This window comes from Streptomyces sp. NBC_00252 (assembly GCF_036187565.1).
GTDB lineage: Bacteria > Actinomycetota > Actinomycetes > Streptomycetales > Streptomycetaceae > Streptomyces.
Genome location: NZ_CP108087.1, coordinates 8,448,070 through 8,461,998, shown reverse-complemented (window position 1 = coordinate 8,461,998; position 13,929 = coordinate 8,448,070). Strand labels below are relative to the sequence as shown.

10 protein-coding genes are annotated in these 13,929 nt (G+C 71.5%); 5 read left to right on the top strand and 5 right to left on the bottom strand.

What is annotated here, in order from left to right; genetic code table 11:
* Window positions 1–45 precede the first annotated feature (45 nt).
* Genes OHT77_RS37610 through OHT77_RS37600 form a run of 3 tightly spaced genes read left to right on the top strand, consistent with a single transcriptional unit; the run spans window position 46 to window position 2,994 of the window.
* Complete coding sequence (locus tag OHT77_RS37610; protein WP_443048226.1) at window positions 46–1,035, top strand: FecCD family ABC transporter permease; 990 nt, start codon at window positions 46–48, stop codon at window positions 1,033–1,035.
* Entirely contained in the window at window positions 1,032–2,111 is a 1,080-nt protein-coding gene (locus tag OHT77_RS37605) for a FecCD family ABC transporter permease (RefSeq protein ID WP_328832815.1), read from the top strand. Before OHT77_RS37610 ends, OHT77_RS37605 begins: the two co-directional genes overlap by 4 nt.
* A gap of 4 nt (window positions 2,112–2,115) precedes the next feature.
* A complete protein-coding gene (locus tag OHT77_RS37600) occupies window positions 2,116–2,994 on the top strand; it encodes an ABC transporter ATP-binding protein (protein ID WP_328832814.1) in 879 nt (292 codons plus the stop codon).
* Between the two features lie 47 nt (window positions 2,995–3,041).
* On the opposite strand, the gene OHT77_RS37595 is transcribed toward OHT77_RS37600, so the two are convergent.
* Window positions 3,042–3,995, bottom strand: coding sequence for a methionyl-tRNA formyltransferase (locus OHT77_RS37595; RefSeq protein WP_328832813.1), 954 nt, complete (start codon window positions 3,993–3,995; stop codon window positions 3,042–3,044).
* Between the two features lie 83 nt (window positions 3,996–4,078).
* Here OHT77_RS37595 and OHT77_RS37590 point away from each other — a divergent pair, with 83 nt between their 5' ends.
* Window positions 4,079–5,401 (top strand): lysine N(6)-hydroxylase/L-ornithine N(5)-oxygenase family protein, encoded by a 1,323-nt coding sequence (locus OHT77_RS37590; RefSeq protein WP_328832812.1) that lies wholly within the window; start codon window positions 4,079–4,081, stop codon window positions 5,399–5,401.
* 113 nt (window positions 5,402–5,514) lie between these two features.
* Here the strand turns inward: OHT77_RS37590 and OHT77_RS37585 are convergent, their stop codons facing one another.
* The 4 genes from OHT77_RS37585 to OHT77_RS37570 all read right to left on the bottom strand — a co-directional run bounded on the left by OHT77_RS37585 (window position 5,515) and on the right by OHT77_RS37570 (window position 12,500).
* Entirely contained in the window at window positions 5,515–6,165 is a 651-nt protein-coding gene (locus OHT77_RS37585; RefSeq protein WP_328832811.1) for an isochorismatase family protein, read from the bottom strand.
* Window positions 6,166–6,274: 109 nt separating this feature from the next.
* Entirely contained in the window at window positions 6,275–7,741 is a 1,467-nt protein-coding gene (locus OHT77_RS37580) for an amidohydrolase (protein WP_443048170.1), read from the bottom strand.
* A 133-nt stretch (window positions 7,742–7,874) separates the two neighbouring features.
* Window positions 7,875–10,355, bottom strand: a complete 2,481-nt coding sequence (locus OHT77_RS37575; RefSeq protein ID WP_328832809.1) for a beta-glucosidase family protein — start codon at window positions 10,353–10,355, stop codon at window positions 7,875–7,877.
* A 270-nt stretch (window positions 10,356–10,625) separates the two neighbouring features.
* Entirely contained in the window at window positions 10,626–12,500 is a 1,875-nt protein-coding gene (locus OHT77_RS37570; RefSeq protein ID WP_328832808.1) for an RICIN domain-containing protein, read from the bottom strand.
* A 361-nt stretch (window positions 12,501–12,861) separates the two neighbouring features.
* Between OHT77_RS37570 and galU the strand changes: the two genes are divergently transcribed.
* Complete coding sequence (galU, locus tag OHT77_RS37565) at window positions 12,862–13,824, top strand: UTP--glucose-1-phosphate uridylyltransferase GalU (protein WP_328832807.1); 963 nt, start codon at window positions 12,862–12,864, stop codon at window positions 13,822–13,824.
* Window positions 13,825–13,929 lie beyond the last annotated feature (105 nt).

Genomic DNA, 13,929 nt, shown 5'->3' with positions numbered 1-13,929 from the left:
GACCGGCACGTGGCATCAGGCAGAAGGCTTCGCACCACGGTCCTGGTGACGGTGATCGTCGCCCTCCTCGTCCTGCTGTCCCTGCTGTCGATCGCCCTGGGCGCGCTCAGCGTCCCGCTCGACCAGGTCGTGCGCTCGGTCCTCGGCCATCCGCCCAGCCGCCTCGTCGACAACGTCATCTGGTCGGTGCGCGTGCCCCGCACCCTGCTCGGCCTGACGACCGGTGCCGCGCTCGGCCTGTCCGGCGCGCTGATGCAGGCCCTGACCCGAAATCCCCTCGCCGACCCGGGAATTCTCGGGGTCAGCGCCGGGGCGTCCTTCGCGATCGTCATGGCGGTCGGGGTGTTCGGGGTGGTCTCGCTCTACGGCTATGTGTGGTTCGCGTTCGGCGGCGCGCTGGTCGCGAGCGTCGTGGTGTACTTCCTGGGGCGGATGGGCCGGTCCGGTGCCACGCCGGTCAAGCTGGCGCTCGCCGGGGTCGCGATCACCTCGCTGCTCCAGTCGTTCACCAGCGCCGTCGTCCTCACCGACCAGGACGCGCTGGACCGTTACCGCTTCTGGTCGGCCGGCACCCTCGCCGACCAGGACTCGGGCGAGCTGGTGCGCATCCTGCCGTTCCTCGTCGTCGGCGCGGTCCTGGCCCTGGCCAGCGCGCCCGCCCTCAACAGCATGGCCCTCGGCGACGACGTGGCGGCCTCGCTGGGGCGGAGGTTGGGGCTGGTGCGGCTCCAAGGGGTCACCGCCGTCGTGCTGTTGACCGGCGCGTCCGTCGCCGTCATCGGTCCGGTGGTCTTCCTCGGCCTGGTCGTCCCGCACATCGCGCGGGTCCTCGCGCAGTACGCCGGGATCGGCCCCGACTACCGCTGGCTGCTGCCCCTTTCGGCCGCGCTCGCGCCCCTCCTGCTGCTGTCCGCCGACATCCTGGGCCGGATGGTGGACCGCCCGACCGAGATCCAGGCCGGTGTCCTCGTCGCCTTCCTCGGCGGCCCGTTCTTCATCGTCCTGGTCCGCCGCCGGAAGCTCGCGGAGGTATGAGCGTGCCCACCCCCGTCGCTCCCCCGCGCGCCGTCCTCGCCGACCGGCCGTTCCGGCTGACCGTGCCCCCGGTGTCGGGCGTTCTGCGTCCACGCCTGCTCCTCACGGGCGTCGGGGTCGCGCTCGGCGCGTTCCTGCTCTTCTGCTGGGGCCTCACCATCGGCGACTATCCCGTCGCCTTCACCGACGTGATCCGGGCCCTGTGGGGTTCGGGCGACGCGGGAACGGTGATCGTCGTCCAGGACCTACGGCTGCCCCGTGCCCTGGTCGGGTTGCTGGTCGGCGTCGCGTTCGGCGTCTCCGGGGCCGTGTTCCAGACGATGACCCGCAACCCGCTCGCCAGCCCCGACATGATCGGGCTCACCGAGGGCGCCGGAACCGCCGTGGTGGCGGCGGTCGTTCTGGGCTGGACCGGCGGACTCGGGCTCTCCACGCTGGGATTGCTCGGCGCGCTCGCCACCGCGCTGCTCGTGTACGTGCTGGCGTGGAAGGGCGGGGCCACCGGCTACCGCATCATCCTCGTCGGCATCGGGGTGTCCTGGATCTGCTCCAGCGCCACCAACTTCCTTGTGGCGCGCGGCAATCGCTTCGAGGCGGAGGCCGCGCTCGGCTGGCTGGTCGGCAACCTCAACGGCCGGACCTGGAACCAGGTGGACTCGCTGGCCATCGCCCTGGCGGTGCTGCTGCCGGTCACGCTGCGCATGGGCCGCTGGATGCGGACGCTGATGCTCGGCGACGACGTGGCCGCCGGACTCGGCACACCCGTCCAACCCGTGCGGCTGGCCCTGCTGTTGGCCGGGGTGGGCCTGGTCGCGTTCGGTACGGCGGCGGCCGGTCCGGTGGCGTTCGTCGCGCTGGCCTGCCCGCAGATCGCCCAGCGGCTGGCGGGCACCTCGTCGCCGCCCCCGCTCGTCTCCGGTCTCACCGGCGCGCTCGTCGTCCTCGGCTCCGACCTCCTCGCCCGCGAGGCGATCCCGGGGACGGAACTGCCGGTCGGGATCGTCACCGGCGCCCTGGGCGCGCCGGTCCTGCTGTGGCTGCTCATCCGCGCCAACCGCGCGGGCTCTGGAGGCTGATCGCATGTCGACCACTGACCCGCGCGCCCCGCGGACGTCCGAATCACCCGCCTCCGGGCCCGAGTTGCGGGCACGCGATCTCCATCTCGCCTACGACGGCAGGGCCGTGGTCGAGAACCTGAACCTGACGGTGCCGACCGGCCGGATCACGGCGATCGTCGGCGCCAACGCGTGCGGGAAATCGACCCTGTTGCGGGCGCTGGCCCGGCTCCTGGCCCCGCGCGAGGGCGTGGTGGAGCTGGACGGTGTGGCGCTGCGGTTCGTGCCGACGCGTGAACTCGCCCGCAAACTGGGCATCTTGCCGCAGACGCCGGTCGCGCCGGAGGGACTGACGGTCCTCGACCTGGTCGGCCGGGGCCGGTCCCCGCACCAGACCTGGTGGCGGCAGTGGTCGGCGGCCGACGAGGACGCCGTGAACGCGGCCCTGGAGGCGACCGACCTGACCGACCTCGCCGAGCGCCCCGTCGACGAACTCTCCGGCGGCCAGCGGCAGCGCGCGTGGATCGCCATGGCCGTCGCCCAGGGCACGCCGGTGCTGCTCCTCGACGAGCCGACGACCTATCTCGACCTCGCCCACCAGATCGACGTGCTCGACCTGATCACGGACCTCAACCGGCGCGAGGGCCGTACCGTCGTGATGGTGCTGCACGACCTCAACCAGGCCTGCCGGTACGCCGATCACGTCATCGCGATGAAGGGCGGCCGGATCGTCGCCGAGGGCGCGCCCGCCGACGTCGTGACCGAGGAGACCGTCGAGGACGTCTTCGACCTGCGCTGCCGGATCACGCCCGATCCGGTCAGCGGCACGCCGCTGGTGATCCCGCTGGGGCGGCACCACCACGACGGCAACTCCCGTACCGAGGACGCCGTTTCGACCCGCTGAGGCCCCCGCCGGTGCGGGCGGGGACCCGGTCGTCCGGAAGCGGGACGTCAGGGCCGGGAGGTCAGGTACCCGCCCATGGTGCGGAAGTGGTCGCCGGCCGCGTACTCCGTGCCGTCGTCCGTACGCACCCGGCGCACCAACAGCCCCTGGCTGCGCCCGGTATGGGCCTCGGGGCCCGCCACGATGACCACGCCGTCGCCCTCGCGGATGAAGATCCGGCCCGGGGTGCCGCCGTAGCGTCCCTCGGAGACGGCCGCGGAGACGATCCTGAGCCGTTCTCCGCGGTGGAAGGCGTACGCGTTCGGGTACGGGTCCGACTGGGCCCGTACCAGGCGCTCCAGGCGTTCCGCCGGCCAACTCCAGTCGATACGGCTGTCCTCGGCCGACCGCTTGTGGAAGAAGCTGGCGCGGCCGCGGTCCTGCGGCACCCACTGGCCGGCGTCGCGGCCGGAGGCGATCAGGTCGAGCGACTCGCGCACGATGGGCGCGATGAGGTCGACGGTCCGGTGGAACAGGTCGGTCGCCGTGTCGGTGGGTCCGACCGGCACCGAGCGCTGGATCAGGACGTCCCCGGCGTCGAGTTCGCCGTTCATGCGGTGCGCGGTGACGCCGACGCGCGGCTCGCCGTTGATGAGCGCCCAGATGATCGGCGAGAAGCCCGCGTACGACGGCAGCAGCGAGTCGTGGACGTTGAGGGTGCCGTGCGGCGGGAGGTCGAACAGCTCCGGCGGCAGCCAGGTCCGCCAGTTGTTGGCGACGATGATGTCCGGCCGTGCTTCCCGTACGGCGTCGAGGAGTTCGGCGTCGTCGGGTCGGTTGCGCAGCAGGACGGGGACGTCGTTCTTCTCGGCGAGTTCGGCGACGCTGTCGTCCCAGATCTTCTCGTAGGCATGTTCACTTTTCGGGTGGGTGACGACGAGAACGACCTCGTGGTCGGAGTCCAGCAACGCCTGCAGCGTGCGGTGACCCCAGGTCTGATAGCCGAGCATGACGACCCGCATGACAGTCCTTCCCTTCAACGACTCATTGCAAGGTAAGCCTTACCTTATCTAGCATTGGGCTGCCTGAGGGAGGCGATGCCACGGTGAAGTCACCGCTACTGGAATCCGAAGTGGTCCACGACATACTCGGAATCGGATTCGGTCCGTCAAATCTCGCTCTGTCCATAGCGGTTGAGGAGCACAACAGGAGCCTTCCGGCAGACCGTCGTCTCAACGCCCTGTTCCTGGAACGGCAGCCGCGCTTCGGCTGGCACCGGGGCATGCTCATCGACGACGCCACGATGCAGGTGTCGTTCCTCAAGGACCTGGTCACGCTGCGGAATCCGACCAGCGACTACAGCTTCCTCTGCTTCCTGCGCGAACAGGGCAGACTGATCGACTTCCTGAACCAGAAGACCCTGTTCCCGCTGCGCGTGGAGTTCCACGAGTACTTCGAGTGGGCCGCCGCACGCGTCTCCCACCTGGTCTCCTACGGCAGCGAGGTCGTCTCCGTCGACCCGGTGCGCGGCGACGACGGCGAGATCGCCTACTTCGACGTCACCAGCCGCGACCCTTCGGCTTCGGGTACGACGATCACCCGCCGGGCGCGCAACATCAGCGTCGCGATGGGCCTCGAGCCGCATGTGCCGCCGGGGCTCGAACTGGCCGAACGGATCTGGCACAACAGCGAGTTGATCCCCCGGGCGACCCGGCTCGCCGACGAGGGCAGGCCCGTGCGCCGGGCCGTGGTGCTCGGCGCCGGGCAGAGTGCCGCCGAGGCGGTGGACTACCTGCACCGCACCTTCCCGGACGCCGAGGTGTGCTCGGTGTTCGCCAAGTACGGCTACACCCCGGCCGACGACAGCCCGTTCGCGAACCGCATCTTCGACCCGGAGGCGGTGGACGTCTACTTCTCGGCGCCGTCCGAGGTGAAGCAGTCGCTCATCGACTACCACCGGTCCACCAACTACTCCGTGGTCGACATGGAGTTGATCGAGGCGCTGTACGCCACCGCGTACCGGGAGAAGGTGGCAGGCCGGGAACGGCTGCGCTTCCTCAACGTCTCCCGCATCCGCTCGGTCGACCCGGCGGCGGACGGCGGTCTCGACGTCGCCGTGGAGTTCCTGCCCACCGGCGAGAAGCAGGTGCTGTCCGCGGACGTGCTGGTGCTCGCCACCGGTTACCGGCCCCGCGACCTGAGTTCACTCCTCGGCGAGGCGGCCAAACTCTGCCTGCGGGACGACGGCGACGAGATCCGCGTGGGCCGTGACCACCGGGTCGAGACCGTGCCGGAGGTGTCGGCGGGTCTGTACCTCCAGGGCGGCACGGAGCACACGCACGGGCTGACCAGCACCCTGCTGTCGACCGTGGCGGTGCGGGCGGAGGAGATCCACCGGTCGGTGCAGTCGGCGAGAGTGACCGTCTGACGGCCCGTGACTCCCCGGGCCCGGAGGGTACGGTCCCTTCCGGGCCCGGGGTTTTCCCGTGCGCGCCGGGCGCCCTGTGGCTGACGGGCGCCACTGCTCAAACCTCGTTCGGATCAACGGCGTTGGGAGTCGGGCCCGCCGAACACATCCACCACACCCCGCACGGTCCGCACCGCTCCGCACGTCGCCGCGATCCAGTCCACCGCCATCCGGTGGTCGTCGTGCGCCCGGTCGGCCACCGCGTCCGCGACGACGAAGGGCTCCATGTCCTGCATCCACGCGTCGGCGGCCGTCAGCAGCACCTGGGTGCGCGCGAACACCCCGACGATCACCGGCTGGTCGCGCCCCGACTCGGCCAGCCTGCGCCGCAGTCGGGTCCCGGCGAAGGCACTGAACCGCTTCGCGACCAGCACGCTGTCGCCGACCTGCGGGCGGATCGCGTCCACGACGTCACGGGAGTCCTCGCCGCCGGGCAGCCGCGGATGCCCGAAGCCGGCCTCGTGGCCGTCCGGTTCCCGCTCGGCGGTCTTCAGCGTGTACAGCACGGGAATCCCCGCGGCCCGCGCCGACTCCGTCAACTGGCCGACTCCGGTGAGGAGTTCGCCGACCGGTGCGGAGGACTCGCGCAGCACGTGCAGGAAGTGGTTCTGGACGTTCAGCACCACCAGCGCCGCGCGGTCCGGATCGATGGCCCAGCCCGTCCGGTCCGGGGGCAGCGCGGCGGGGCCGGGCATGACGTACGGGATGATGTCGGATGACGGCATACGCGTCGGCCTCTCACCGGTCGTCGGACGTCGTGGGAAGACGTCGCGGGGTCACGTCATGGAGTCATGCCGTGGGGTCGTGCACGGGGGCGGGGACACGAGGCCGGGGTCAGTACGTCCCGTGGGTCCAGCGGCCGTTGGTCATCGTGGCGTGCACGGGCATGGCGCGCAGGGTGTCCGGGTCGGCGTCCAGCGGATCCACGTCCACGACGACCAGGTCGGCCGGGTCCCCGACCCTGATGAGCCGGCGTCCGCGTGCCGCCGCGACCAACGCGTCGGGGACGAACAGGCGTTGCTCGGGGTGCCAGGCGGGACGTTCGTCGTCGGTACGGCTGACGGCGGACGCGATGGCGAGCCAGGGGTCGAGCGGCGAGACCGGGGCGTCCGAGCCGAACTCCAGCCGGGCACCGGCGGCGAGCAGGTCGCCGTAGGCGAAGGCGCGTTCGGTGCGGCCGGCCCAGTGCCGGTCGGCCACGTCACGGTCGTCCGTGGCGTGCCGGGGCTGTACGCCCGCCGTGACCCCCAACTGGGCGAAGCGCGGCAGGTCTTGGGGGCTGAGCAGCTGCGCGTGCTCGATCCGGCCCCGGCAGCGGACCGTCTCGAAGGCGTCCAGGGCAACGGTGTTGGCCCGGTCGCCGATGGCGTGCACAGCGGGTTCGATGCCGTGCGCGGCGGCGTGCCGCATGAGCCGGACCAGTTCGTCCGGGGCGGTCTCCTCGATGCCGTGGGCGCCGTCCGTGCCCTCCAGTCCGGGGTAGGGGTCACGGCACAGGGCGGTACGGGTGTTGAGCGAACCGTCCGTGAAGAGCTTCAGCGGCCCGACCTGGATCAGGCTCCCGGCCGCGCCGACCTCGTCCCCCGTACGCAGCCCGCGCTTGATCGCAGCGTCCAGGCGGCTGGGGTAGACGGCGGCCGACACCCGTACGGCAGGCCGGAATTGGGCCGATCGCCGTTCCCAGTCCACGACCGTGTCGCCGAACTGGAAGTCGATGACACCGGTGACCCCGCGCGCGGCGGCGGCCCGGCAGGCCTCCTCGATCCACCCGTCGACGACGTCGGCCGGCGCGGCGGGCAGAGCGGACAGAACCTCGTGGGCCTCGTGCTCCCTGATCAGCCCGGTGGGGTGATCCCCCTTCCCGACAAGCGCGAGGCAGGCGGAGTTGAGCCACGCGGCATGCAGGTCGGCGCTGACCAACGCGACCGGCCGATCGGGCAGCACCGCGTCCAGCAGCGCCTTGTGCGGGGCATCGGGCCACAGCCCGTCCCGGAAGCCGTACCCGTAGAGCACGGAACCGTCGGCCGTCCCGGCCCGCTCCCGGACCAGGTCGGCGACGGCCCGCGCGGAGGAGGTACCGGCCAGATCGAGCCGGTGCCGGGCACTGGCCCACTCCGCGAGGTGGACATGGGCGTCCCAGAGCCCGGGGAGCAACACCCGCCCGTCCAGGTCGAGTTGCCGCCCCCCGTCCATTTCGGCACCGGCATCCGGCTCCGCCACGACGTGGGTGATCCGCCCGTCCGCCACCCGCACCCGGACGAGCGGCCCACCGGCGCCGAGTCGGACTCGGCTGAGTGTCAAGGAGCTTGGGCTGTCCGCCATAAGGGCCTCCAGGGGAATGCCGAGGGCACTCCTCCAACGATCCACCACGTTAAGTAAGGCTTACCTTACCTTGTGGATCGCTGTTCCGTTCCCCGGTCGGCGGCTCGCTACCTCACCGCTTCACCACGACACTCGTCCGCCCCCGCAGATCCCCCGACGACGCCCCGACCCACACCGAACGCCGCCCGGTCCCCAGCACCCAACCGTGCCGCTTCACATCCCACGACGACAACGTCCGCGCGGCAACCCGCACGGTAACCCGGCGCCGCTCGCCACGCCGCAGCGCGAGTCGCCGGTATCCGCCCAACACCCTGACGGCCTGGTCGAGTTGGAGGTCGGGTGAGCGGCCGACGTAGATCTGCGGTATCGCGATGCCGTCCCGACGGCCCGTGTTGTGGACCGTGAAGGTCACGTCGAGCGCATGTCCGGTCCACCGTGCCGACACGTCGCCGTAGGAGAAGGAGGTGTACGACAGGCCGTGGCCGAAGGGGTAGAGGGGCCGGACGCCCTCCGCGTCGTACCAGCGGTAGCCGACGTGGATGCGTTCCGAGTACTCCTCGGTGCCGTTCACGCCGGGGTAGCGGAGGGGGTCGCCGGCGACCGGGTGGTGGGTGTCGTCGACCGGGAAGGACTGGGTGAGCCGGCCGCCGGGGTCGCAGTCGCCGTAGAGGACGGCGGCGGTGGCCGCGGCGCCTTCCTGGCCCGGGTAGTACATCTGGAGGACCGCGCCCGTCCTCGCCAGCCACGGCATCGACGTGGAGGACGAGGTGTTGAGGACCACTGTGGTGCGTGGGTTCGCGGCCGTGACCGCCGCTATCAACTTGCCCTGGTTGCCCGGGAGTTCGAGGGTGTCGCGGTCGAGGCCCTCCGTCGCGTCCTCGTAGGCGAACAGGACGACGCTTCGGGCGGCGCGTGCCGCGGTGGCGGCCTCGGCCACGTCCTGCGCGCGGGTCGCGGTGGTGATGCGGCGCAGCCGGAACAGCAGGCCCGCGTCGCCGCCCAGGGCGGTGATCTTCAGGGTGTGAACGCCCTGGGCGAGGGTGATGGTCTTGCGGCGCACGGAGAGGCCGTCGGGGGCGGTGGAGACCAGGCCGCCGGAGAAGTACTCGCCGTAACCGGGTGCCAGGGGGAACAACTCCGCGCCGTCGAGCAGGACTTGGGGGCGGGCGGTGGGGGCCGAGTCGAAGTGCAGGACGAACGTCCACTCGTCGGACCCGGTCACCGTGAGCGAGCCGTCGTACTGCCAGGTCCTGCCCGCTGCCACCCGCTGGCCCTCGCTGTCGAAGGCGGGCGTGAGCGCGGACGCGGGAATCGCCTTGCCGAAGAGGTCCTCGCCGAGTGCGTACGTCACCCGGGTCCGCGCACCGGCCCGGGCTCTGATCGCGTCGAGCGGGCTGTCGGCGTGGTCCGGTACGACGTGCGCGCTGCCGCCGCCGCTGACGAAGGGCAGGGTGCCGGTGGGGCCGATCACCGCGACGGAGACCCCGGCGGTCAGCGGGAGGGTGCGGTTCTCGTTGCGGAGCAAGGTGGCGCCCGCCTTGGCGACTTCGAGGGCCACGGCCGCGCCCGCCCTGGCGTTGCGGGCGGGGCGCGGTGGCACGCTGCCGTCGAGGAGCCCGAACCGGTCCATCACGCCGAGGACCCGGCGTACCGCGCGGTCGACGTACTGCTCGGGCAGACTGCCGTTCTGCACGGCCGACTTGAGGGGTGCCCCGAAGTACGTCCCGTCCGGCATCTCCATGTCGAGGCCCGCGGTGATCGCGGCGACGGTGCTGTGCGCGGCGAACCAGTCGGTCATCACCCAGCCGTCGAAGCCCCACTGACCGCGCAGGATGTCGGTGAGGAGGGGTCTGTTCTCGCAGGCGAAGGTGCCGTTGACCTTGTTGTACGCGCCCATCACCGCGCCGGTGCCCGCGTCGACGGCGGCCTCGAATCCCCTCAACTCCATTTCGTGCATGGTCTGTTCGTCGACCCGTACGTCGATGGAGTCGCGGTTCTTCTCCTGGTTGTTCAGCGCGAAGTGCTTGACGGTCGCGATGAGCCCCTCGCCCTGGATGCCCTTGATCTCGGCGGCGACCAGGTCACCGGCGAGCAGCGGGTCCTCGCTGAGGGTCTCGAAGTTGCGGCCCGCGTACGGGGTGCGGATCAGGTTGACCATCGGGGACAGCAGGACGTCCTGGCCGAGGGCGCGGCCCTCACGGCCGACGACCTGGCCGTAGCGGCGGGCGAGGTCCGGGTCGAAGGCGGAGGCGAGCAGGACCGGCGCCGGGAGGGCGGTGGCGTGTGCGGTGACGCGGACGCCGGCCGGTCCGTCGGTGAGCCGCAGGGGCGGGATCTTCAGGCGGGGGACGCCGGGGATGTAGCCGGCCTGGCCGAGCGAGTTCGGGTCGGTGGCGCCGTGCAGGAGGGAGATCTTCTCGTCGAGGGTGAGCCTGGCCAGGAGTCCTTCCACGCGGGGACCGGCCCCCGCCTCGGGTCTGGCCTGGGCGTACGCGTGCGTCGGGGAGACGAGTCCGGTGGTGGCCGCGCTGGCGACCGCGATCGCGCCGCCCAGCAGTCGCAGGGCGGATCGCCGGGACACGGTGTCGGTCATGAGCCGTCACTCCTTCGGTGTGCGGGCACGACGTTGTGAACCGCTGGTGCGCCTTGCCGCCCCGGACCGCGTTCGGTATCTGAAGGCACGGTGTGCGGAGACCGACTTGACGGCCCGTTGGGCAGCGGTGGCGCGGCGGGAAAACTATGACCGTCACTGACTCGTGTCAATGAGTCGAACAGGAATCGACCACGAGCCCACAAGAACCGAAGGAGGGGAAGAGTGCGGGGCCGCCCGGCTCGGGCGGCCCCGCGGATCGTGCGTCGTGGCTCAGCGAAGAACAGGGACCAGTGAGGTGACGGTGCCGACGACGGCCGAGACCACCGTCGTCAGCGGCTGCACGGCACCGGTACCGGCACCGCCGTCCGTGTCGCCGCCCACGGGCGCGGGTTCCGGGGCGCCCGCGTCGCAGCACGCGACCTGCGCCGCCCGTGGCGCGAACTCCGGCTTGTCCTGCTGGGGAAGGTCCGCGGAGGGCGGGGGCGCGTCACCGTCGGGCGCTCCCCCGGGCGGCGCGGGCGGTTGCGCCGCACCGTTTCCGGGCGCCGTACTCCGCCCGTCGGGCGAGCCCTGTCCCGCTCCCGCCCCGTCACCGGCCGGCTGCCCCAGCTTGACCCGCGCGTCCGCCGCGGACTCCAGTGCCCACTGCTGCCGTGCGGAGCCGTCCCGGTCCGCGACCACGACCCGCGACCCGGCCTTGCCGCTCGCGGGAGTCACGGCCAGCTCCTGGCTCCAGCGGAGCAGGAACTCGCCGCGCACCGTGAGGTCGTAGTGCACCTCGCCCGCGTGCACCAGGCAGCCGGCCAGGGTGACCGTGCGCGCGGTGGTGTCGGTGGCGAGGCAGAGGCCCGGGTCGGTGAGGCTGCGCAGGAGGCCGTCCTGGTCGTAGGACCACTGCTGGGACCCGGCGTTCGAGCAGGCCGCCATGGTGACGGCGGTGCCGGACCGTACCCGGTCGCCCGGGATGTCGAGGCACAGGCCTGAGCCGAGGCTGCGCAGGACGCCCTGCTGGACGACCCCCGTCCCGGGGGCACCGGCGGCCGAGGCGGACCCGGCGGAACCCTCCGACGAGGGTGCGCCGACGGGGCTCGGGCGGGTCGAGCTGCCGCTGGGGGCGCCCCAGGTGACGTGCGGATCGGGCCTGTTGTCCCCTTCGCTCCAGCCCTTGGAGACCAGCACGGTCGCGAGCAGGGCGAGGGAGGTCAGGCCCACGCCGACGAGCGCGGCCTTGGGGTGCCGGCGCGGGAAGGTCAGCCGGGCGTCCGGTGAGGGGCGGTGGCGGCCCATCGGACGGCGGGCCGCGCGGGCATGGGCCTCGGGGGTCGTACGGCCGGGCCGTGAGTCGAGATAGCGGCGGGCGCCCCAGCCGAGGACGGTCTCGGCGAGCAGCACTTCGAGGCCGCCGTCGAAATGGCTCAACTGCTCGGCCGCGAAACGGCAGTAGCGGCATGTCATGAGATGCCGTTGCACATCAGGCAACAAGCTGCCGCCGCGGCGGATCGGGACGTCGAGGAGCCGGTTGTAGTGACGGCATTCCGCGGTGGGCGCAAGTTCCTTATGGGCACGTGCACAGCCCTGTCGGAATTGCTCGCGCGCCTGGTCCAGGGCGGCACTCGCGGTGAGCTCGTCGACGCCCAGCAGACCGGCCGGTACGGATATGGGTTCGGCCTCGACCTCGGTGTGCCACAGCAGGCATTGGGAGGCTCCGGACAGCGCGCCGAAAGCCCGTTCCGCGAGCTTTCGCCTTTCCGGGGTGCCGGGCCTCGCCGCGCGTAGACCTCGGGCACCGGTAGGTTTACGAAGTTCCGGCAGCAGGGCGGCAATTCGCTCCTCCGCCGCCCAGGCTTTCACCATCTCCCTTACAGCGACGAGGAGTTGGGGCCGCAGTGCGCCGCCGGTGACCCGACCTGCCAGGACCTGGTGGAAGGCGGCGGTGGCCACCATGGGCGCCGAACTGTCGGCAGTGGCAAGACAGATGACGGCATATTCGCTTGTCGCCTGCCAGTGGCGTGCGAGCAGGAGTGCCACGGCACGGGTGCCCGCGGTCTTATCGCCGAGTTGCGCGACGAGATTGCGGTCGGACTCCCCCGGGTGCGGTCCGGGGAGTGGCGCGAACGGCGGGCGCGGGGGGTAGGGGGATTGCACGGAACCATTTCCTTCCAAGCCGCAGGACGGCACACGGAATGCCCGCCCTGGGAAAGCAGGTACTTGATTGGTGCATACCTATGAGATGTCAGAAGGTGCCGGAGGCGACCCTGACCATTGCCTTCTGATGCCTTCTGACGGCCGGTCTCACAAGGTGGCTCACACTCGCACAAGCGGCTGACAGGAAACAAGGAGTTCGAGTGACCGATGTTCAAAACGCAGAGAATTCAGATTGGTTACCGCGGGTATCCACAGGCGTCTGCACGAAATCTCCAACTCCCCTGCGAACTAAGGGCGGCACACAGGGAACTCCGAAGTTTCTCTCGGGGTGCTCTCATCGCCGTGGGCCACCATGTGCGGCATGATCGCCCCCCACTCCTCAGCCACCCCCGCACCCGCCCGCGTCCCCACGGTCCGCAAGGCGGTCGTACCGGCCGCCGGGCTCGGCACGCGGTTCCTGCCCGCGACGAAGGCGACGCCCAAGGAGATGCTCCCGGTCGTCGACAAGCCCGCGATCCAGTACGTCGTCGAGGAGGCCGCCGCGGCCGGACTGGACGACATCCTGATGGTCACCGGGCGGCACAAGCGCGCCATCGAGGACCACTTCGACCACGCCTTCGAGCTCGAACAGGCCCTGGCCGCCAAGGGCGACACCGTGCGCCTGGACGCCGTACGCGACCCCGCGCGCCTCGCCGACATCCACCACATCCGCCAGGGCGACCCGCTCGGCCTCGGGCACGCGGTGCTCTGCGCCCGCCATCACGTCGGCGACCAGCCGTTCGCGGTACTCCTCGGCGACGACCTGATCGACCCGCGCGAGACCCTGCTCAGCCAGCTGCTGGAGGTCCGCGAACGGTACGCGGGCAGCGTGGTCGCCCTCATGGAAGTCCCCGAGGAATCAGTCCACTTGTACGGCTGCGCGGCCGTGGAGCCGACCGGCGAGGAGGGTGTCGTCCGCGTCACCGGCCTCGTCGAGAAGCCGTCCCGCGAGGACGCGCCGAGCCGCTACGCCGTCATCGGCCGCTATGTCCTCGACCCCGCGATCTTCCCCACCCTGGAACGCACCCCGCCCGGCCGCGGCGGCGAGATCCAACTGACCGACGCCCTCCAGGAGTTGGCCGCCTCGGGCACGGTCCACGGAGTCGTCTTCAAGGGCCTGCGCTACGACACCGGCGACAAGGCCGACTACCTGCGCACGGTGGTCCGGCTGGCCTGCGGCCGGGACGACCTGGGGCCCGAATTCGTCGCGTGGCTCAAGGAGTTCGTGGCGGGACTGGAGAGCGGCGGGGCCGGGGAGAGCGACGGCGCGCGGAACGCGGCCTGACCCTCGCACGCACGAGGGCCCGGTCATCGGCAGGCGATGACCGGGCCCTCGTAGCGGAGTCCGTCGGTTGCGACAACGACCGCACCCCATAACGGAATGGGGACG